Origin of the sequence: Pseudomonas sp. SORT22 (assembly GCF_018417635.1) — a bacterium.
Lineage (GTDB): Bacteria > Pseudomonadota > Gammaproteobacteria > Pseudomonadales > Pseudomonadaceae > Aquipseudomonas.
This window is the reverse complement of the sequence record NZ_CP071007.1, coordinates 1,680,677-1,701,929: the sequence shown is the minus strand read 5'-3', so window position 1 is coordinate 1,701,929 and position 21,253 is coordinate 1,680,677. Positions and strand designations below refer to the sequence as shown.

21 protein-coding genes are annotated in these 21,253 nt (G+C 56.8%); 1 reads left to right on the top strand and 20 read right to left on the bottom strand.

The genetic code is table 11. The annotated features are described in order from the left end of the window. Positions 1 to 147: 147 nt before the first annotated feature. The 14 genes from JYG36_RS07970 to JYG36_RS07905 all read right to left on the bottom strand — a co-directional run bounded on the left by JYG36_RS07970 (position 148) and on the right by JYG36_RS07905 (position 14,562). Positions 148 to 1,275, bottom strand: a complete 1,128-nt coding sequence (locus tag JYG36_RS07970; RefSeq protein ID WP_045195753.1) for a glycosyltransferase family 4 protein — start codon at positions 1,273 to 1,275, stop codon at positions 148 to 150. A 58-nt stretch (positions 1,276 to 1,333) separates the two neighbouring features. Then, complete coding sequence (locus JYG36_RS07965; protein ID WP_213603527.1) at positions 1,334 to 2,629, bottom strand: hypothetical protein; 1,296 nt, start codon at positions 2,627 to 2,629, stop codon at positions 1,334 to 1,336. Further along, a complete protein-coding gene (locus JYG36_RS07960; protein ID WP_213603525.1) occupies positions 2,626 to 3,861 on the bottom strand; it encodes a hypothetical protein in 1,236 nt (411 codons plus the stop codon). Before JYG36_RS07960 ends, JYG36_RS07965 begins: the two co-directional genes overlap by 4 nt. A 2-nt stretch (positions 3,862 to 3,863) precedes the next feature. After that, on the bottom strand, positions 3,864 to 4,613 hold the full coding sequence (locus JYG36_RS07955) for an acyltransferase (protein WP_213603523.1): 750 nt from the start codon (positions 4,611 to 4,613) through the stop codon (positions 3,864 to 3,866). Then, positions 4,610 to 5,944: a capsular polysaccharide export protein, LipB/KpsS family gene (locus JYG36_RS07950; RefSeq protein ID WP_213603521.1), complete on the bottom strand. Its 1,335-nt coding sequence runs from the start codon at positions 5,942 to 5,944 to the stop codon at positions 4,610 to 4,612. The genes JYG36_RS07955 and JYG36_RS07950 overlap by 4 nt, the downstream gene beginning before the upstream one ends. 3 nt (positions 5,945 to 5,947) lie before the next feature. After that, positions 5,948 to 6,475 (bottom strand): acyltransferase, encoded by a 528-nt coding sequence (locus JYG36_RS07945; protein ID WP_249744408.1) that lies wholly within the window; start codon positions 6,473 to 6,475, stop codon positions 5,948 to 5,950. Then, entirely contained in the window at positions 6,472 to 7,359 is an 888-nt protein-coding gene (locus tag JYG36_RS07940) for a phytanoyl-CoA dioxygenase family protein (protein ID WP_213603520.1), read from the bottom strand. The genes JYG36_RS07945 and JYG36_RS07940 overlap by 4 nt, the downstream gene beginning before the upstream one ends. Positions 7,360 to 7,407: 48 nt before the next feature. After that, the gene (pseI, locus tag JYG36_RS07935; protein ID WP_249744407.1) at positions 7,408 to 8,466 is read right to left on the bottom strand and encodes a pseudaminic acid synthase; all 1,059 of its coding nucleotides are present in this window, start codon (positions 8,464 to 8,466) and stop codon (positions 7,408 to 7,410) included. Next, a complete protein-coding gene (gene pseH / locus JYG36_RS07930) occupies positions 8,463 to 9,017 on the bottom strand; it encodes a UDP-4-amino-4,6-dideoxy-N-acetyl-beta-L-altrosamine N-acetyltransferase (RefSeq protein ID WP_249744406.1) in 555 nt (184 codons plus the stop codon). The genes pseI and pseH overlap by 4 nt, the downstream gene beginning before the upstream one ends. A 4-nt stretch (positions 9,018 to 9,021) precedes the next feature. After that, positions 9,022 to 10,116, bottom strand: a complete 1,095-nt coding sequence (gene pseG, locus JYG36_RS07925; protein ID WP_249744435.1) for a UDP-2,4-diacetamido-2,4,6-trideoxy-beta-L-altropyranose hydrolase — start codon at positions 10,114 to 10,116, stop codon at positions 9,022 to 9,024. A 108-nt stretch (positions 10,117 to 10,224) separates the two neighbouring features. Then, on the bottom strand, positions 10,225 to 10,911 hold the full coding sequence (gene pseF / locus JYG36_RS07920) for a pseudaminic acid cytidylyltransferase (protein ID WP_093380444.1): 687 nt from the start codon (positions 10,909 to 10,911) through the stop codon (positions 10,225 to 10,227). Beyond that, entirely contained in the window at positions 10,908 to 12,068 is a 1,161-nt protein-coding gene (pseC, locus tag JYG36_RS07915; RefSeq protein WP_045195345.1) for a UDP-4-amino-4,6-dideoxy-N-acetyl-beta-L-altrosamine transaminase, read from the bottom strand. Before pseC ends, pseF begins: the two co-directional genes overlap by 4 nt. Positions 12,069 to 12,071: 3 nt before the next feature. Then, entirely contained in the window at positions 12,072 to 13,070 is a 999-nt protein-coding gene (gene pseB, locus JYG36_RS07910; RefSeq protein ID WP_045195347.1) for a UDP-N-acetylglucosamine 4,6-dehydratase (inverting), read from the bottom strand. Positions 13,071 to 13,251: 181 nt separating this feature from the next. Further along, entirely contained in the window at positions 13,252 to 14,562 is a 1,311-nt protein-coding gene (locus JYG36_RS07905; RefSeq protein ID WP_052676505.1) for a Wzz/FepE/Etk N-terminal domain-containing protein, read from the bottom strand. Between JYG36_RS07905 and JYG36_RS07900 the strand changes: the two genes are divergently transcribed. Then, a complete protein-coding gene (locus tag JYG36_RS07900; RefSeq protein WP_213604508.1) occupies positions 14,552 to 14,893 on the top strand; it encodes a hypothetical protein in 342 nt (113 codons plus the stop codon). The two genes, JYG36_RS07905 and JYG36_RS07900, sit on opposite strands and share 11 nt — an antisense overlap. A gap of 1 nt (position 14,894) precedes the next feature. On the opposite strand, the gene JYG36_RS07895 is transcribed toward JYG36_RS07900, so the two are convergent. The 6 genes from JYG36_RS07895 to JYG36_RS07870 all read right to left on the bottom strand — a co-directional run bounded on the left by JYG36_RS07895 (position 14,895) and on the right by JYG36_RS07870 (position 21,250). Further along, positions 14,895 to 15,452, bottom strand: a complete 558-nt coding sequence (locus JYG36_RS07895; protein ID WP_093380442.1) for an acyltransferase — start codon at positions 15,450 to 15,452, stop codon at positions 14,895 to 14,897. Between the two features lie 98 nt (positions 15,453 to 15,550). Next, positions 15,551 to 17,554: a polysaccharide biosynthesis protein gene (locus tag JYG36_RS07890; protein WP_045195352.1), complete on the bottom strand. Its 2,004-nt coding sequence runs from the start codon at positions 17,552 to 17,554 to the stop codon at positions 15,551 to 15,553. Positions 17,555 to 17,686: 132 nt separating this feature from the next. Then, positions 17,687 to 18,280: a sugar transferase gene (locus JYG36_RS07885; RefSeq protein WP_213603515.1), complete on the bottom strand. Its 594-nt coding sequence runs from the start codon at positions 18,278 to 18,280 to the stop codon at positions 17,687 to 17,689. Then, positions 18,273 to 19,436: a DegT/DnrJ/EryC1/StrS family aminotransferase gene (locus tag JYG36_RS07880; RefSeq protein WP_045195356.1), complete on the bottom strand. Its 1,164-nt coding sequence runs from the start codon at positions 19,434 to 19,436 to the stop codon at positions 18,273 to 18,275. Before JYG36_RS07880 ends, JYG36_RS07885 begins: the two co-directional genes overlap by 8 nt. Positions 19,437 to 19,440: 4 nt before the next feature. Continuing rightward, positions 19,441 to 19,866, bottom strand: a complete 426-nt coding sequence (locus JYG36_RS07875) for a GNAT family N-acetyltransferase (protein WP_213603513.1) — start codon at positions 19,864 to 19,866, stop codon at positions 19,441 to 19,443. Positions 19,867 to 20,056: 190 nt separating this feature from the next. Continuing rightward, on the bottom strand, positions 20,057 to 21,250 hold the full coding sequence (locus JYG36_RS07870) for a glycosyltransferase family 4 protein (RefSeq protein ID WP_213603511.1): 1,194 nt from the start codon (positions 21,248 to 21,250) through the stop codon (positions 20,057 to 20,059). Positions 21,251 to 21,253 lie beyond the last annotated feature (3 nt).

Genomic DNA, 21,253 nt, shown 5'->3' with positions numbered 1-21,253 from the left:
TGGCCGCGCCCCGGAAGTCCTATAAAAATGTTGCTTGTTATTGCCCTATGGCGCCTGGGTTCTTTGCCCATGATTGCCATCGATGCAGCCAACCCGAAGTTGACTGGCTGCTGGTCTGCTCCCGACAGCACCAGCTTTCATCACACGTTATTGATGGTGTCGCCAGCCAGCGAAAAACGTCTGGCACTTGTCATCGACAAAACGCTTGAACCTCTCTCGAAAAATCTCGGGAGCAAATTGTTCGGCATGCGCACGAATGCTTGCCGGATCAAAATCCCCAGCGCTTTCAAACTGGCTGATGGCGGCACAAATCGCAGCCTCGGTCTGCTCATAGAAAAACATCCCGGTTTTCCCCTCGACGACGGTTTCGAGGGCACCGCCCTTACCGAAGGCAATGACCGGCGTGCCGCAAGCCTGGGCTTCGACCGGGGTGATGCCAAAGTCCTCCTCGGCAGCGAACACAAATGCCCGACACCGCTGCATATGGTCACGCAGGACCTCGAAAGGCTGATACCCCAGCACCTGCACATTCGGTCCGGCAGCCTGCGTGACTTTATCGAACTGCGGCCCGTCGCCGATCACCACCAGTTTCTTGTCGGGCATGGCACTGAAGGCCCTGACAATCAGGTCCATTTTTTTATAGGGGACCATGCGCGAAGCGGTCAGGTAGAAGTCTTCCTTGTCAGGCGTGAAAGCAAAGTCCTGAACATCCACCCCCGGGTAGATGGTGGTCGCCTCACGTTTGTAGACCTTGCCGATACGGCGGCCGATGTAATTGCTGTTGGAGACGAAATGCTCGACGTTGTTGGCCGTGCGCGCGTCCCAGTTGCGAATTTTGAACAGCAGGTAACGGGCCAGCCAGCCCTTGAGCCCTTCACTCTTGTTGGACTCGATCAGGTACTGGTTCTGCAGGTCCCAGGCGTAGCGGATCGGTGAGTGGCAATAACAGATGTGCAACTGGTCAGGGCCGGTCATCACCCCTTTGGCCACCGCGTGGCTGCTGCTGATGATCAGGTCATAACCCGACAGGTCCAGTTGTTCAATCGCCAGTGGCATCAACGGCAAGTACAGTTGATAGCGCTTGCGGGCCTGTGGAAGACGCTGGATGAAGGTCGTCGTGGCAACTTTGCCACCGATCTTTTTACGCTCGGCGTCAGAAAAGAAATCCACCACAGAGAACAGATCTGCCTGAGGCCAGAGACTGATAATTTCAGCCAACACCTTCTCTGCACCTGCGAATGTCACCAGCCAATCATGAACAACCGCTACCCTGATATTCACTACATCACCATCGCAAATTTTCAAAAAATCAATGTGTTGCCGCGACTGCCTGTTACACCGCGTCAGACGCTTTGAACAACGTTGAATAGAACACGCGGAGTATCAATCCCAGGAGCACTGCGGCAATCATTGCGTACTGCCCGATACCACTGACAAACAGATTGACGACCAGAAAGAACGGCAAGAACGAACAAAAAATCAGGTACATCGGCAACCAGGCGATACCCTGACGGCTCACGGCCCTGGCTACCAGCCCCAGCACCACGGCAAAGATCAGACATGCCAGAGCCCCACCCCAGATGCCAAAGTCATAGACCACGGGCCCGAACAACGTGGTGTAGACACCCGGGCGAATGACACCGTCAATCAACACCTCCTCGATATCCCCTTTACCCAGGGCCGACATGATGATCTTGGCGGGAATGTAGAAGCTCTGCAGCCCATAGGTACTGGCGCCATCAACTAACGAGGCCAGATAGAAAAACTCGTACAACCCGTGGGTGATGTATTGAGAAAAGTGGGTCAGCGCATAAATCAGTCCAGCCAGACCCGAGCTGTCGTTCTGCCCCAGATACTCCACGACCTGAGCGCTGGCTGGGGCAAATCGGGCATAACCGGAAAGCTCCATTGACGCTACCGGATCCAGACCCATTTGCTGGGTACGGATCCAGAAGACCATGCCCCCCAGCCAGATAAAAGCAACGGCCAGTGCAAGGCCAAGCAACAGGTTGCGCAGGGAAAGCCTGACATATCCGGTCATCAGTGCAGCGGTCAACGAAGTCGCCATGAACACCACCAGTCCACTTCTGGAGCCCTGCAGGACCATGTCGAAAACGGCAAACAACAGGCAGCAGAACAACATCGGAAAGTGATACCAGCGGCGCGCGCCGGCCACCCGCATCATGCAGATGAAGATGGGTAAGAATAGAAAGAATGATGACAACACCGCACCGACCAGCGCAATGCTGCCCGAGCCACCGGTGGCAATCAGCTCGCGGTTTTCCATAAAATCGGAACTGATATTGCCGCCGGCCCGGATAAAGATCCGTTCGATAACCCGAAGCACCAAACCGACGCTTCCAAGGCCATAAACAAGCCACACCAGGCGGCCAATGGAGCGCGCATCACATTCAAGCGTCAGAACTTTCGCCCGGGTCAAGCCAGCCGAAAAAAACAAGGCCAGGAAGAACAGGTAGACATAGGCCACGAGGATAAAGAGCGAAGACGGGCCAGCTTCATACAGGTAGTCAATCGGGGCAAAAAACCAGATCAACAGACAGCACAAGCCACCCCAGAGAAAAATCCGGTAGGGCGGAAACACCGCAAGCCTTATCAACAACGGCGTCATCGCAAACCCACTTTCAATATGTTCTCCAGCCTGAAGGTGAACAGTTCCAGTTTCACTGCCCAATACAGTTGCATGCCCACGATCATCAGAAATCCGGCGATCCAGGCCAGCGTGATCAACCCAGTGAAGCTGACAGTCGGCAACAGGTAACCAATGCCTACAAACAGCACAAATACACTGATCCCCGCGGCGACACACAGGGTTTGCAAGCCCGGTCGTGCCGCACTGGCCAAAACGCCTTCAAGGCTTGCGCTGGTCGCCCAGAGCACCATGACCAGCGCCATGCTACTTACCAACCAGCGATCTTGCGGCAACGGCCAGGGAAGGCCGAGTTCGGCCCCGGGAACAAACCAGAGCACTGTCGCTATAACGGCCGCAGCCAGGGCAACCAGCGTCACGCAAGCCATGATCGCTGTACTTCTGAATGCGACCACGCTGCCATAGACGCGCCGGAAGAACACAGTGTTGATAAATTGATGCACGACAATGGCAATGGACAGCCAGCGAAATACAATTGAAAACGCCGCAACGGTGGTTTCTGTGTCCAGTACCCCGAGCACTATTCGCGGGCCGCCCATGAACGCGCCCATCAACACCCCTCCCAGCAGGAACTTGTAGCTGTGGCGAAATACTCCACGCAACGCACCCAAACGCAGCGCCTCACGCCCGGGCAGTTGCGAGACCTTGAGCAATACCCCGATCATGAGCACGCCACAGAGCGCCATGACCTGCACATAGAAGGCCATGAAGTCCACACCCAGCCAATGTGAGGCCAAGCCAAAAAGCAGGGTGAGATACAGGGCACTCTCGAATATCGACGCCACCGCGCCTTTGCCCAACGCTTTAAGCCGGGCTGAGGTTGCCAGTTGCAGCACGACAAGTGCACTTTGCAAGCCGATAACCGCGGCAGCAGCCAGCGATGGCTCCGTGACCAGATGAAATGCCAGCCAACTCGCAGCCATGACCGTCGCGCAGGCGATAAGCACATACGCGGTGGCAGTTTGTACGCCACTGGCTAAAGGTCCACCCAAGGTGCCATAGGCGATGACGCCATGCATGCCCAGTGCAAGCAACGGCCCCAGCGCCATCGACACTGATAGCCACCACTCAACCGCACCATACTGGGCATTGCTCAACGTCCAGGCAGCGAGAAACGGCGCGAACAACACTGCTGATTTCGATAACCCGAAAAGACCTGCCTGTACCAGCAGCCGCTTGGCATGGATGAGCAACGCTAAATCCCCGGCTTCTTGTTATAGACCCGCTCCACCAATCCCCGGACTTCGACTTTGGGATGGCGAACCATGGCCTGCTCATAATCCAGGGCGATCCAGCGCAGCGGCTGCGCGACATACAGCCCTGGCTTGAGCAACGATTTGGAAACGCAGGAAGCGGCCCCGACCGTAACCCCATCGCTGATCGACACTGCTGCATTGACCACTGTCATCGAGCCGATGTAGACGTTGTCACCGATACGCACGCTACCATCGACCCGAAAACGATCCAGCCCCGAAGGCGCATGCATGTATCCATGCGTCCAGATCTGGCTGCCCGATCCAGCGAGCGTTGAGTAATCGCCAAAGCGAACACTTCGGGTACAGTCGACGATGTGTTTCGAGGTGATTTTCGAGTAGACCCCAAGCCGCAACACTGCCCGACCCCAGGTAACGCCACGGCGTGCCCGGTACACTTTGTTCATGTTGCCAAGTGCCGCATTCGGCAACAGGAACACCCAGATGTCGCCCTTCACCAGGTTGAAGTGCTGAATGTAAGCCGCCGGCCGCATGACCAGGCATTTGCAGTCCAGGTAGTTACCGTGGCCAACCGAAACCCGTTCGCCGAGCATGACCGATTCGGCACGAATCCAGGAAAAACCGATTCGGCACCCGGCACCGATATGCCAGCCCAGGGCGCGCAGGATCATATTCTTCAGGGCACATGCTGGCAGGCATAACCCCAACAGCGACGCCAAGGTGCGTTTCATCTGTGTTGCTCCGCCACTCGAACCAGGTTGTTTGCAATTTGCCGGACATTGTCCTGGTCGAGCACTGCTGGCAACGATGCAGGGTCGGAGACCAGCCCGGCAAAGGTGGTGGTATACAGCTTGCGGACCAACTGGGTTCTGGCCGCATCGTCGGCAAGCGTGAATGTTCCGCTTTCCACGTCCTGAATAACCTGCGAAATCCCTTCGACATCACTCAACTGTACGTATCCTGGCTCGCCGGCAAGCACGCCTGGACCGAATTGAACCAGTGGCTTGCGCGACAAGACCGCCTCCACGGCAATAGTCCCGGTAACGGTACAGATCAGTTTGACGTGCTCGAGCAGGGAACCCATTGCGACTTCGTAGGGAACCGGGATGATATTGTCCACGGATACGATCTGTTCAAGCAGGGCATCGTCCAGTTCATATTTGGTCTTGGGGTTAAGTTTGACCAGCAGTTTCCAGTGGGCGGGAAGCGCTCGTGCCAACGCTGCAATCAACTCGGCCTGGTTACGGAAATCCTGTCCCCACAGGTCGAGGTTGGATTCGGGTTGCATCTGCATTGGGTACAGCAGGTAATGTTGATCGGCATCCAGGCTGAAGCGCTCGCCACTGAGTTGCGCCCAACGCGCCAGCCGCGCTTTTACCGCCCGGTCCAGCAACCACTTCTTTACCGGTGAAGGCGTATTGAACCGCTCCCCCCCCAGGTAGCTTTTGATCAACGTCAGCCGGTTGGGCCAGGAACCGTGCAACGGAAACACCCGCCCCGGATCCGAAGGCAGGGCGGGACGCATGTAGTCCGGAACCTTCTCGCGCTTGCGAATAGCTTCAGCCAGGGCAAAACAGTCCTCGTCCGCCGGGCAGTCCGCGGACGTACCAATAGCCTCCTTGCTGTCTGCGGCGTAGATGCTGTAGCGCCCTCCCGGATAGCCGGGCATGGAGGGATGAAAAAAGGCTACTCCGCGAGCCTTGCACCATTCTACCGCCAGCAGTTCATGAAACAGCGTGGCCTCGCCAATGACCAGGTCCGGCTTGGCGTCATCCAGCGCCTGCCAGATGGCCTGCCGGTAGTAGTGGTAGTGGGTAGGCTGACCGCCAAAATAATTGACGAAACGATCTGACTGACGTGTCCGGGTGAACAGATCGTCGCCACCCAGCGGGCTGAAGTCCTTCCCTCGGGGAAAGCCGATCAGCCTGGCCTGACCATGGGCCGGTGCAAAAAGCGGGTTCTGTACAATCCACTGGACATTATGGCCATCAGCAATGAAGCACTTGGCCAGCGCATCCCAGAAATAGGTCTTGTACCTATTTTCTATCAGTACAATATTCATAGGTCAGTAGCTTTCTTTCCGCTCGATAAACCTGAATCCCGATCCGACTACGATCGAGTTTTCCGGGACACTTTTGCTGACCACGACGCCGGCACCAATCACTGAGTTACGGCCAATGGTTACCCCGGCCAGTACGATGCAATGCGCGCCCAGCCAGACCCCGTCTTCGATACAGACCGGCTTCGAGACATGCTGATAGGGCAACGGACCATTGATATCCAGGGAGGCCGTTTCAATATGCACACCCTGGGAAAGGCGCACTTCATTCCCCAGGTGCACAGGTGATTTTGCCCCGATAACGCAATCGGGACTGATCATGACCCGGCCATGAAACTTGATGTTCTCGGGGTACTTCAGGACGACACTCCAGTGACAGTTGCTACCGCGTGGAATATCGGCGACAGCCCTGATTTTGACAAAGGTCCAGAACCGTCCCAGCAGATCAACTACATGAATCATCGCGCGCACCAGCGCCCTGACCAACGACAGTCGGAAAAAGCTTTCGAACAAGCGCTTCAGCGTGCCTTTCATTTGACGTACAACCGATTGATATAATTATCCAGGGGCGCACCCAGCTCGACGCTTACCGGTGCATATTCGTAAATACCTATGGGATGCAGTGAATACTGCGCCTGAAACAGCAACCGTGGCTTATGCGTCGGCAGTTGCCCCTTGTGCAGGCCAAAGGTGTTTTCCAGGAAGGCACTGCCCTGCTCTCCGGTAAAGTACTTGATCCCGTCTTGACCAAAGGCCTCGATCACTTCTGAATCGCTGTAACGTCGGATCTTGTTGAAACCATCATGTTTGTGACTGCCCGGCACGAAGACGTGGGGACCGGCGCCTTCGTCGACATCTGAAAGGTAGATAAACAACTTGATGAAACGCAGGTCATCAACATCGCGGTGAAAGCACTCGGCCTCTTGTGGGGTGTCATGACCGGGGTAAGACCACCACACGCTGAGGTTCGACAATGTCGGTTTGGCGCCCAGCCAGTTCTCAACAATCGCCAGCACGCGACTGTCGTTGGCCCATTTCAACGCCCATGGCGACTGCGCGATATCGGAATTGAGGAATGGCGCGGTATGGCAATCTGCAGGCGGATGCGCGGGATCGAACAACCCCGACGCCGCATTCCAGCGGTCGAATGCCTGCTTGTCCTGGAAGTATTCCTTCATCTGGGCAACCTGGTCGGAGGTGACCAGGTCGTCGAGCATGACATAACCGTTGCGGCCCAGTTCGCCCAGTTCATGTTGCGGCAATGGGCTCGAAGAAGACTTGGCTGGAAGTCGCTTGCAGGCCACCTCGGAAAGCGCTTCGCGGTGACCAGGCCTGGTGATCAGGCGCTGGGTAAAAAAGGCCAGCCGACGAAACGGATAGACCCTTCCGACAATCTTCTTCAATGTACTCCCAGCCATTTTCAACTCCTTGAACTACGGGTTCGAGCCCAGCGTGCACCGGGTTATTCAGTCAACATCGAGAGAGGCAAAATCGACAGGTGTGTTTTCCAGCACCGCAGTCTTTACTCGCTTGCCAACAACGTCATCGAAGTATTTCGGCGCAACACCACGCCCTGGACGGACGCTGCGGATCGCATCGGCGGTAACCACATCACCTGCGGCCAGTGACTTGACGAAGTAGAGCGAGCGACGGAACTGCACATTGCCCTGCTCGCTGGATTTGCGCGCGTAGTTGACGTCACCCAGTGCCGCCCATGCGGTTTTGCTGTCCTGACACAGCGCCTTGAGCTCCAGTGGCTCCAGCGAGAAACTGTCGTCCGGTCCTCCACCCTTGCGATCCAGGGTGAAATGCTTCTCGACGATCGAAGCGCCCAAGGTAACGGCGGCAATCGCAGTGGTGTTGTCCAGGGTGTGATCGGAAAGCCCGGTGACCAAACCAAAACGGCGAACCATGTCGGGAATGGTGCGCAAATTGTATTCCGCAGCCGGCGCCGGATAGCCGCTGACACAATGAAGAATTGCCAGCTCCTTGCAGCCGCCCTCACGCGCGGCCTCGATCGCTTCGCTGATCTCTTCGGCATCGGCCATGCCGGTAGAAATGATCATGGGTTTGCCAGTGCCAGCCACATATTTGATCAATGGCAGGTCGATTGCCTCGAAGGAGGCAATCTTGTAAGCCGGGGCATTCAGGCTTTCCAGCAAGTCGACGGCAGTAAAGTCAAAGGGCGAACTGAAAATGGTGATACCCAGTTTGCGGGCATGCTCGAACAACGGCTGGTGCCACTCCCAGGGCATCTGCGCCTCCAGATAAAGGTCGTACAGGGTACGGCCATCCCACAGCCCCCCGTGAATGCGGAACTCTTCAGCATCGCTGTTCAGCGTGATGGTATCTGCGGTGTAGGTTTGCAGCTTGACCGCATCGGCGCCGGCTTTCTTCGCTTCCTCGATGATCCTCATTGCTGTTTCGAGCTTGCCATTATGGTTGGCAGACAGCTCGGCAATGATGTAAGGCGCATGCGCGGCACCGATTGCCCGCCCTGCAATGGATATCATCGGATTCATCATTGGCCTCGAATTAATTTATTCAGTTTTTCTTGCATGACATCACGGTGCATATCCCACTCACGGGACAGCAGCGCCAGCCTGTATATATCGACGTACGCGTCGTCCACACGGTGCTGCTCGCGAAAAATACCTTCCACCTGGAAGGCGAACTTCTGGTGAAGCTTGATGACGGCACTGTTGAATGCCAGCACCTCGCAATTGAGCTTGTTCAGCTGCAGCACGTTGAACGCATGCTCCAGCGCGAGAAACTCCATACGGCTGCCAGTGCCCTTGGCGGCATCCGGGGCGGCATAGAACGCCCAGCTGGCATTGGCGCTGTGGGTGTCGATGTCGGTGAAGCCGACAATCCCCGCAGCCCCCCCCTGCCACTCGTACATGAAGTACTGCTGGTCCTGGCGCTGCTGCAGGCGTTGCCACCATGCCAGGTGTTCCTGCTCGCTGATTACATGCCGGGTGTACATGTTGGCCCGCACGGCGGGTGCGTTTCGCCACTCAAGCATCAGGCCGACTTCGTCAGCCTCGATATTTCGCAGTTTTCCAAATGCCTGCACGTGTTCAATCCTTTTCCGATTCAGCCATAACCTGCGCGACGACCCGGCAGCCGGAGCCGTCGACAATCTTTCGTGCCTGCTGGCTCATTTGTTCCAACATGGACGGATCCCCACTCGCCTGTTCCAGATACCGGGCAAGGTCGCGGCCCAAAGTCTCATCCAGCGCCAGCGTCAGCACGGCGCCGGTAGCTGCCAGTTGTCGGGCGGCAAATACCTGGTTTTCCGCCAGCACAACCATCAGCGTCGGCAAACCCAGGCAGCAACGCTCCCATGAGGTTGCACCGGCCGCACCGATAGCAAGGTCAGAGGCAGCCATCAGCTCTGCCATGTTGCTGACATTGGTCTTGACCTCGGTGCTGAATGGCAGGGTCCGGGCTTGGGCACGAACCTCTTCGAGCCAGGGCGCGGTAGCCCCCATCACTACGGTTACCCGGGAGATAGTGGCCAGGGAAAGCGTTTCCAGGACCGATAAAATGCGTCCCGTGACGTTGTCCTTATCGACGCCACCCATGGTGATCAACACGTTCCTGAGGGCAAATGCCGCCCGGCGCTGCAGGCTATCGCCCCGCAACGCGGAAAAATCCGGTCGCAGCAATGCATGCTGTACACCGCACAGTAACCTGCAGTGCGCAGGCACCCATCGGCAATAATCCTGAGGCGAACGTCCCAACGACTGATCAAGCAACAGGTCGCACTGATGGGCTCGATCGGCTAGGTCGTCTATGACCATCAACTTGCGGGACAACCCCGCAATACTGCCCTCCCATTGCTGGTCCAGAGCGTAATGATCAACAACCAGCCAGTCCGGCCTGATGCTTTCAAGCAGCGCAGCACACGCAGCCGCATCCTCTGCCTGGCTGGCCCCCAGCCAATAACCGTAGATTCCGCGGTCCGCCCCCGGATTGCCGGCAATGCCGGTCACCACTTGCAGCGGATGGACCTGATAGCCGCGGGACCTGATCTGCTCGATCAGATTCCCGGTATGCGCCCGGCAAATGAAGTGACAGTGCGCGCCCTGTGCGGTCAGCTCATCGGCCAGGGTCAGGCAGCGCATGACATGCCCGATGCCAATCTCGACGGAGGCGTCTGCACGGAACACAACTTTCAATCGATCCACCCGCCTACCTCAATGATCTTACGCAGCATCACAACAACCCTGGCAACTTACCCTGAAAGCCCTTTCGCGACTCCTGAGCCGGATCAAGGTTTACCGGTTCATTTCCCGGAACATCCATTCAGCCCGAACCCAATCTTCAAGCGTGTCGATATCCTGGACCCTGTGGCCTGGCAGCACTACCGGTACCGAGCCGGGCCCAAACACGGGCTTGCCCAACCGCCAGGCCTGCGTACGCCCCCAATAGAACTGGCCAGCGTCATGAAAGGTTTCCTGTAGATCTTGCGAGCGGGTATTGAATTGCTCCGGATAGATCATTTCAATCCGGCCCTGGGTGTTGATCCGTACTGCCCGCTGGACAGGAAATGCATAGCGGGTAACGGCAAAGGCAAAATCGCATTGTTCACGGATCAAGGCGTCGAGCCCTGCCTGCAAATCCTCGGGCCTTACAAAGGGTGCCGTTGCGTAAAGGCAGCACAGGTAATCGATCTGCTGCCCGTCCTGTTCGAACCACTCAATGGCATGCTGAATCACCGGCACTGTGCCGCTGTGATCGTCAGCCAGTAGCGCGGGACGGATAAATGGCACCTGTGCCCCGGACTGGCGGGCCACCTCGGCGATCTCCAGATCGTCGGTCGAGACGATCACCCGGTCAAAAACACCGCTATTGAGGGCGGCCTCGATCGACCAGGCGATCATCGGCTTGCCGCAGAACATCTTGATGTTCTTGCGCGCAATACGCTTGCTGCCGCCACGGGCGGGAATGACCGCCAGTTTCATGCCTGCAAGGCCTTGGTCAGTGCAGCGACGACCACGTCCTGCTGAGACTCGCTCATGGTCTGGAACATCGGGATGCTGATGGCGTCCCGGTAATAGGCTTCAGCTTCAGGGAAATCGCCGCGGGCAAACCCCATGGCGGTGTAGTAAGGCTGGGTATGTACCGGAATGTAGTGAAGATTGACTCCGATACCCTGCTCCCGCAACGACTCGAAAACCTGGCGATGGGTCTTGTCGATCTTGTCCAGTTGCAGGCGAATCACATACAGGTGCAATCCGGAATAACTGTCTGGATGCTGCCACGGCAGGGTCAGCGGTAATGCTGCCAGCAGTTCATTGTAGCGCGCCGCCAGTTCATGCCGGCGAGCGATGAACTGATCGAGGCGCTGCATCTGGCTCACACCCAAGGCCGCCTGCAGTTCGGTCATGCGGTAGTTGAAACCCAGATCGATCTGCTGGTAGTACCAGGGCCCATCAGCTTCATGGGTCATCTGTTGCGGGTCGCGGGTGATGCCATGGCTGCGCAGCAAGGCCATCTTTTGTGCCAATGCGTCGTCGTTGGTGACCGCCATACCGCCTTCGGCGGTGGTGATGATCTTCACCGGATGGAAGCTGAACACAGTAATGTCACTGTACTTGCCGTTACCGATGAACTCGCCCTGGTATTGGCCACCAATGGCATGCGAGGCATCTTCGATGACTTTGAATCCGTATCGCACGGCCAACGCATGGATCGCCTGCATGTCGCAGGGCTGACCACAAAGATGCACCGGGACCACAACCTTGGGCAGCGTCCCCGCTTGCTCCGCCAGCTCCAACTTGCGCGCCAGGGCTTGTGGGCAGAGGTTATAGGTGCGTGGGTCGATGTCCACGAAATCGACCTGCGCCCCACAGTACAAGGCGCAGTTTGCCGATGCGACAAAAGTAACCGGGGTAGTCCACAAACGATCACCAGGCCCCAGCCCCAGGGCCAGGCAGGCAACATGCAATGCCGACGTTGCACTATTGAGCGCAAGTGCGTGACGCGCGCCTACATGCTGTGCAACCCGCTGCTCGAACTCCGGCACCATTGGGCCCTGAGTGAGAAAGTCGGACTGCAGGACGCTGACGACAGCGTCGATATCAGCCTGGCTGATGTCCTGGCGACCATAAGGGATCATGGCTCAGATGCTCCCGATTTTTTCTTTGTTGATGGTGATCCACTCTTGCAGATCGGCATCACTCATCCACTCCGTGTTGTTGTCACTGGCGTAGACGAAACCTTCCGGCACTTTCTTGCCGTCCTTGATGCGCTTCTCGCAGTTGGCCCAGTCATTGATGACCGGCAGGATCTTGAAGTGCTCGGCATACTCGTAGGTGTAATAAGCGTCTTCAGCACTGATCATCTGTTCATGCAGTTTCTCGCCCGGGCGGATACCGACGACTTTCTGCCGAGCCTCGGGAGCGACAACCCGTGCCAGGTCGGTCACCTTCATGGACGGGATCTTCTTCACATAGATTTCGCCGCCTTCCATATCTTCGAAAGCATGCCAGACCAGTTCCACGCCCTCTTCCAGGGAGATCATGAAGCGCGTCATACGCTCATCGGTGATCGGCAACTCACCCTTGTCCTTGATCGACATGAAGAACGGGATGACCGAACCACGCGAGCCCATCACGTTGCCGTAACGGACCACCGACATGCGCGTGTCATGGCCGCCAGCGTAGGAGTTACCGGCAACAAAGAGCTTGTCGGAAGCCAGTTTAGTGGCGCCGTACAGGTTAACCGGGCTGCTGGCCTTGTCGGTGGACAACGCCACGACCCGCTTCACGCCCTTGTCGATGCAGGCGTCGATCAGGTTCATTGCACCATTGATGTTGGTCTTGATGCATTCGAACGGGTTGTACTCCGCAGTCGGAACAATCTTCGTTGCCGCCGCGTGCACCACGTAATCGACGCCATCCAGCGCCCGGTACAGACGATCCTTGTCTCGCACGTCACCAATGAAGAAGCGCACGCGGGAATCACCTTCGAATTTCTTCGCCATGTCCCACTGCTTCATTTCATCACGCGAGAAGATGATGATCTTCTTGGGGTTGTACTTGGCCAGTGTCATCGGCACGAACGTGTTGCCGAAGGAGCCGGTACCACCTGTGATGAGAATGGTCTTGTTAGTGAACATGTAACGCGTCCCTATGTAAAATCTGACCAGTTGGTCTTGATGAACTGAATAATGCTGGCCGCGGCCCTTCAAGAAAGCCGTCTGCCGTGCACATTAACTTGAGAAGTAACCATGCCCCTTTCACGGAGCCAGGCAGCGGACCTGCCCGCAGCCCGTACAAGGGCTGCGAACCTGTGTTGACTTACTGGGGATTGCCCAATGGCTCGCCGCCCTTTGCCACCTTCGTCATCCGCAAGACGACAAAGTAACGAATGATCGCCAGCAACACCCCCAACATCCCCCCCACGGCCAGGCCCGCTAGAATCATCAGCGACTTTTTCGGCCAGACGGGTTTGAGTGGCTCCAGCGCGTACTGGTCAATGGTGACCAGATTCAAGCGCATCACATCGATATCGAGCTTTTTCAAGCGGGCCATTTCAGAACGCAACGGTTCGATGTTCTGCAAGAACACATCTTCGTTCTCTCGCTGTTTCAATGATTCGATCCGGCGATTGTTCTTCAGCAGCATGAGTTCTTTGCCGATCTGCGCCACCCGCGGGTCGGTGAAGTCATCGGAAGTTCGCTGACGGAGGGCCTTGCGCTCGGCCTCCAGGGCATCGGTACCCATGAAGTACAGCGGGATCTGCTGGTTATTGACCTCAGTACGGATCACATTGCCACCAGACTCGCCTTCGCTGGCCATGGCCGAAGGGGTAGACGGCTTCTTCAAGCCCAGCGAACGGGCGATGCTGATGGCTTCATCCAGCTGGGCGATTCGGTCGGCACGGCGCGCCTTGAGCTGAACGCGCAGTGCCCGAAGTTCATCTTGCAGTTGCGCGCGCGTGAGATTGTCCTTCTCCAGCAGCGTGGCAATTTGTGACTCCTTGCCTGCTTCATATCCAGCACGGGCTGCGTCGAGCTTGCCATCCAGTTCGTTCAAGCGGTTCTTGATAATGACCGACAAGTCCGAGGCCACTTGCTGGCGCTCGCTTTCAATGGCGTATTTAACGAAGCCGTTGAGGATCTCGTCACCGTCGACATTCTTTGGATAGCGCAACTCCATGCCAATGTAGGCGCTGAGCAGGTCAACCTTCTTTTTGGGGTCCGGCTGCACCAGCTTGATGGAATTGCGGTTGAACTCTTCGAAAGCTTGTTCGTCGGTCTGGCCAGGCATGCGCAAAGGAGCGAAAAGCTGAGGATTGGCGCGAAAGTAACCCAGGCGCACATCGTAGGAATCAAGCGCGGCGCCGACGCGGGTGAGCGCCTGCTCACGCGGCAGCGAGTAAACACCAGAGCGGTTCAGGGCATCCAGATCGTTGAGCGCAGCAGGGCGCAGCGTGGTGCTGACCTGATACTCGGGAGTGGTGAGGAAGGCATAGGCTCCCGCCGCCGCCCCAACTGCCAGAGTGACAGCAACGATCAGAAATTTCTGCTTCCAGAGGCTTTGAACCACGGCAAAAAAATCGATATCGCTACTTTGGCTTACGGGGGGTATACGGGAAATGCTGGTCACGCACATGCCTGCCTGGTCGAGTAACAATGGCTCCAACGACAAGCGAGGTGTCACCAAAATCCTGGTAAGCAGCGCTCCCTGCCCCATTGACTCGATCCCGGAGAAACTTCCCTGTCATCAGACGAGAAAGGCGCGCATTGTGACAGTTTATGCAAAGGCAAACCACTCTCTGGCCAATCTTTGTAGGAAAAGTTCCCAACCAAAAGGTCGCAAAGCCCAGCAAAATAGGCACTTTTTCGGGTTTGCCCGTCAGAAACAGACGAACGGCAGGCAAGGTATTCCAGCACAATTGATCGACAATATCCTGGCGCGCCAGGGCGGCGCGTTTTGACTCAGGGTGTTGACAGGTACTGCGTTTCCAACTCGAGCAGGCCCTTGTTGCGATTCTTGATTCGCTTGGCCGGGATTCCGAAATAGATACCCCAGGCTTCAGTGGATTTGGTCACCAGGGTCATCGCCCCGACAGAACAGCCATCCTCGACGTTGACTCCGGGCACTACGATCGAGGAGGTGCCGATGATCACGTGACGACCAAGTCGGACCGCGGCCTTGGTTTCGCCCTTGAACTGCGCGGGGACCGTGGGATTGGTCATGGTCTTGCCGGAATAGTCATCGGACTGGGCAAATACATGACAGCCATAGGCCAGGCCGGAAAAATCTTCCAGGGTGATACCTGGCTCGCCCCCGGCAACATTGCAGAAAACGGCGATATGCACATTGCGACCGATCGACACCTTACCGGAGACGACACAGAAATCGTCAATTCGGGAGTTATCGCCGATCTCGATCTGGTCGCAATTGTAAATAGAGGCCTTGTCACTGATCAGTACGTTGGAACCCAGTTTCTTGAACCCTTTTGACGCCAGTTCAGCAGGTGTAAGGAATGCCATTAACGCCTCACCGTTTTATACGCTTCACGAAGAACCACCCTATCAACACTCCCAGATGAAGACAAGGCAGCGCGCGGCTCACAATTTAATGGTACAGATCACGGATCCAGGCGGCGCTGCTGATAGATCCAGTCGACAATTTCACCGTCCGGCGTATAGCCACTAACGGTTTCACGCAGCAACTGGCGAACCCGCCCGTAGTCATCACCGGCAACCGCCGCCAGTAACCGGTGCAGACGCTCCTTGAGCGTCTCCCAAGGCAGATGATCTTCGGCAGCGCTCATGATCATCGGGTGTCGGGTAGCAACGACGTTGTCACCGATCAGCAATTCTTCATAGAGTTTCTCGCCTGGACGCAGCCCGGTGAACTCAATAGCAATATCGCCGTGCGGATTCTTTTCAGAACGCACGCTTAGCCCGGAAAGGTGGATCATTTTTTCCGCGAGTTCGGCAATGCGGACCGGCTCGCCCATGTCCAGCACGAACACATCCCCACCCTGCCCCATGGAGCCGGCCTGGATAACCAACTGGGCCGCCTCGGGGATGGTCATGAAGTAGCGAGTGATCTTCGGGTGGGTGACCGTCAGTGGCCCGCCCGCCTTGATCTGCTTGTGGAACAACGGAATCACCGAGCCTGACGAGCCCAGCACGTTGCCGAACCGCACCATGGTAAAACGCGTCTTGTTGACCTGAGAGACTTTGTCCGAGTCACCAAACAGAACCGGCGCGAGCTCCTGGCTGAGCGCCTGCAGGGTCATTTCCGCCAGACGCTTGGTACTGCCCATGATATTGGTGGGACGAACCGCCTTGTCCGTGGAGATAAGGACAAAGTTGGCAACTCCGGCCTGCAATGCGCTTTGCGCCGTATTGAGCGTGCCGATGACGTTGTTCAACACGCCTTCGGCGATATTGTGCTCAACCATGGGAACATGCTTGTAGGCTGCAGCGTGATACACCGTATCGACACTCCAGGTCTTCATGACATCCAGCAACTGCGCCTGATTACGGATGGAGCCAAGAATAGGCAAGACCCTTACCGGCAACGAAGACCTGCTGATGGTCTGCTCCAGCTCGCTGAGAATGGTGTAGAGGTTGAACTCACTGTGCTCGAACAACAGCAAGGTAGTAGGTTGCGACTTGAGGATCTGCCGGCACAGCTCCGAACCGATCGAACCACCGGCCCCGGTCACCATTACCGACTGCCCCTTGATGCAACGTTCGATCAGGTCATCCTGTGCCGGAACCGCGTCGCGGCCCAGCAGGTCGGCGATATCCACTTCCTGGATATCATCGACCTTGACCCGGCCACTGGCCAGATCCATGAAGCCGGGCACACTACGCACATGCAGCGGGAAGCCTTCCAGGTAACTGAGTATCTCCCGCCGGCGCGCGCGCGTGGCAGACGGAATGGCCAGGAGAATCTCCTGGGCGCCGGTCATATCGACCATGCGCTGGATATGCTTGGACTTGAAAACCTGCAGACCGGAAATCGTCCGGTCAGTGATGCTGGCGTCATCATCGATGAATGCAACCGGACGCATCACCTTGCCCATGCGCAACGCGGCCACAAGCTGGTTGCCCGCAGCCCCGGCACCGTAGATGGCTACCTTGGGCAAACCATCGTCACGGTTGGTAAAAGGTACATTCTGAATGCCCGCGAACCAGTCACCGAGAAAATACTGACGCATGGCCAGGCGCAAGCCTCCGACCATGATCAGACTCAGCCACCAATAGTTGAACACGATCGAACGGGGGATCACGACTTGATGGTTGCTGTACCAGTAAACCGCTACGCCCAGTATCAGCGAGGACAGGCTCACCGCCTTGATAATGGTCACCAGCGCATCGTTGCCGAAGTAGCGCATCACCGCACGGTACATGCCGAAACGGATAAACAGCGGAATGGCAATCAACGGCGCGGTAACAAATATCCACAGGTGCGTGGTGAAAGGGTTGATGGCTTCTTCAATACCCAGGCGAACGACAAACGCCATCCACAGCGCAATCCAGACCAGTACCACGTCTGCCGCGACTTGAATCAACCGTTTGTAACGGCGCGGCAATGAAACCAGCCAGAGCCGTAGCCTATCGTATTTCACCATCTTCAAACTCCACTACGCCTGAGCCGACACTGCCATTGCTGCAGCATTCCATGTTCATACACCCCGTTCCCGGCGCTCCAGCGGTGGCAACAATTCATCACCACCCTGTGATTTACCAGGGTAACGGCTACCTCATCGAGAAACGATCTTTGCAAGTGTGGCAAAAATGATCTTGATATCGGTCACCACACCATGTTGCTCGACATACTCCAGATAGTACTTCTGCTTGATTGGCAGAATTACATCAATATAGGCCTGCCGAGGATCCGGGTACTGGCCCAGGATCAAACTTTCATCAACCATCTCGATGGATGCCCGATCAGTGATCCCTGGGCGCACCGAGAGCACTTTGCGGCGCACCGATTCTTCATAGCAGTTCATGAATTCTGGTACTTCCGGGCGCGGTCCGACCAGGCTCATGCCCCCCAGCAACACGTCGATGAGCTGCGGCAGCTCATCGATCTTGGTGCGACGTAAAAAACGACCGGAGCGGGTAATACGCGAATCTTCGCCAATGGTCAGGCGCCCGGCACTTTCCGCGTGCAGCTTCATGGTCCGGAACTTATGAATCCTGAACAGATTACCGAAACGTCCGACACGCTCCTGTCGAAAGAATACCGGCCCGGGCGAATCCAGCTTGACCCACAGAAAAATCGCCAACAGCAACGGCGACAGCACCAGGAGACCCAGCGCAGCACAGACAATGTCAAAGAGCCGCTTAAGCATTGGCCAACACCGATCGCACCGCCGCAATCACACGTTCCTGATCGGCTTCGGTCATCTTGGTGTAGAGCGGGATCGAAACCTCCTGCTCGAACAGGCTCTGGGCTACCGGGAACTGCTCGGGACTCAGGGCACAGCTTTCACGCCAGTAGGGTTGCAGGTGCAGCGGAATGAAATGCACCGAGCAACCAATGCCCAGTTCGGCCATCTTGATGATGAAGTCGTCGCGCTTGATATTTGCCTCTGCGCGCAGACGCAGCGGGAACAGATGCCATGCATGCATGTCGCCAGCAGCGGCCACTGGCGGCAACACCAATGGCAGATCGCTCAGCGCCTCAAGGTAACGCTCGGCCATGGCCTGACGCTTGAGTTGGAAGCCTTCAAGACGACGCAACTGGTGAATGCCCATGGCGGCGGCGACGTCGCTCATGTTGTATTTGAAACCGGGAGCGACAATTTCGTAGAACCAGGCCGGCGTCTTCGACACATAACGATCGAAGGCATCGCGACTGATACCGTGCAGGCGCATGATCCGGCAGCGCTTGGCCAGTTCCGCATTGCGGGTCACCAGCATGCCGCCTTCACCGGTGGTCATGGTTTTGTTGGCGTAGAAACTGAACACTGTGATATCGGACTCGAGGGTACCGATCTTGCTGCCTTTCCAGGTGGTTGGCAGTGCATGCGCAGCATCTTCCACCACCTTCAGGCCATGGCGACGGGCAATCTGCAAAATCGCATCCATGTCACAGCTCAGTCCGGCGAAGTGCACAGGCATGATCGCACGGGTCTTGTCGGTAATCGCCGCCTCGATCGCCGCCGGATCGATATTGAAGGTCTCTTCCAGCACATCCACGATAACCGGCGTGCCGCCCAGATACCGGACAACCTCGGCAGTTGCCGTGAAGGTATAGGACGGCAGAATGACTTCATCGCCTGGGCCGATACCAATGGCTTCCAGCGCCAGGTGCAGCCCGGCGGTTGCCGAGTTCACGGCAATGCTTTCAACATCACCACCAAGAAAACTGGAAAAGTCCGCTTCGAATTGCTTGGCTTTTGGCCCGGTGGTCACCCAGCCGGAACGCAGGGTGTCGACAACTTCATTGATTTCCTCTTCACCCAGTTCAGGAAGAGCGAAGGGCAGGAACGGAGTATTCTGCATAGGTTCACCGCAAGCGTTTGATGTAACGGTTCATGATGCGATTGCCACTTTTCTTCAGCGTGGACTCCAGCACATAACCATTGCGTTGATAAAAACCGTTGACCTCGACATTGGCATCGCGATCAGTTGTCAGGTACACAAAAGCGGCGCCGGATTCGGCAGCCCACGCCTCTACTTCTTGCAGCAGTTGCCTGCCCACACCCTGCCCCTGCGCCTGCGGCGACACCGAAATGGTGCTCAGCAGCACCGCATTCTCGGTATCGAGACTCTCGACCTGATCGCCTCGATAAAACACCGCCGCCCATAATTTTTTGGCGACGAACAACGGGTTCTTCAGCAGGCTCGGCAAGGCGCGCAAGGCAAATGCCAGCCAATGCTTGGCAAACAGGTCCTTGTAGAACAGCGATGGCTGGCGAATGGCAACCGCCAACCCCTTGGGCGCCCGGCCTGCCGAATCATCAGAGGCAAGGATGCAGGCGCACTGTTCGGACTGCAGGTAATGGGTGTAGAGCAAGGCCAGAAACTTCGGCCCCAACTGACTGAGAAAAAAGCCTGGAAACGCCTGAACATGCAAGTCGGCAAATGCCTGGACCTGAGCACTGTCAACCAACCTAACCCGTTCAAGCTTCATAGACATCCTCAACAATTGCCTTCAGTTTGGGCACTGCTCGCTCAGCCGAGTAAAACTCCTGGGCGTATTCACGACCGTTGCTTCCCATTGCGGCCAGACGCTCAGATGAGGCATTGAGCAAATAGTTCATCCCCTCCAGCACTGCCGCATTGGTACGCACACCAATGGTATGGCCCGCATCCGATTTGCCCAGCTCGATTGCCGACTCGCTACGCTCATCGGCCAGCAACAGAATGGGCCGGCCAGCCAGCATATAGGTGATCAGCTTGGAAGGCACTGAGGCGAACTCCTGACCTGCGGCGGTTGGCAGCAACAAAGCATCTGCGGCACCGAACACTGCCGGAGTCAGTTCGAACGGCCAAGGCGAAAGGAAGTGGCAACGGGACTCCAGACCGCGGGCCTGTAGCAACCGCTTGAGCTCCGGCACCAGCGATCCGTCACCTGCAAACAGGAACACTGCCCGTGGATCGACGCCATCCAGATAACCCATGAACTCATCCAGGCCGGAAGCGACGCCCATATTGCCGCCATACACGAAAAGAAACTGCTCAGGCGCCAGGCGCAAGCCCATCACCTTCTCAAGCTCCCCTCGCGCCTGCTCCTTGGGTAAGGCCTGAATCTGACTGCCTTGAACCCAGTTTCGGACAAGCGTCACCTTCGATGGATCGATTTTTCGCGTCTCGGTATAAGCACGATGGAATCCATCGGAAATCACCACCAAGTGATCGCAGTTACGCGCGATGAGCGTATCAAGCTTGAGCAGGCCGCGATAAATGCCGCCGGTTTCCTCGATACGCTTTTGCACGGCCAAGGACTCCGGATACAGGTCCTGGACACTGGCGACCACCTTGATGCCCTTGAGCCTGGCCGCCATCAGCAGCAGGCCGAGGGAGAACAACGGCCACACGTTGGCGTAGATCACTTCAACCTTGCGCTGACGCAAGATGAAGAAAAATACTGACAACCCGAAAGAGATGTTCTCCAGAAATCGTGAGACGAAGCTGGATTTTTTCGAAGAAAAGGCAAACAGGCGTGACACCGGAAACGGCATGTTCAAACCGGCGATCTTCTCATCCAGCCCTTCGGCGGCGACGTTGCGGGTTGGTGTCGGACATGCCACCAGCACCTCATGCCCTTGGGCATGCAGGTACTGGGCGACATCAGCACTGGTTCTGGCACTCACCAC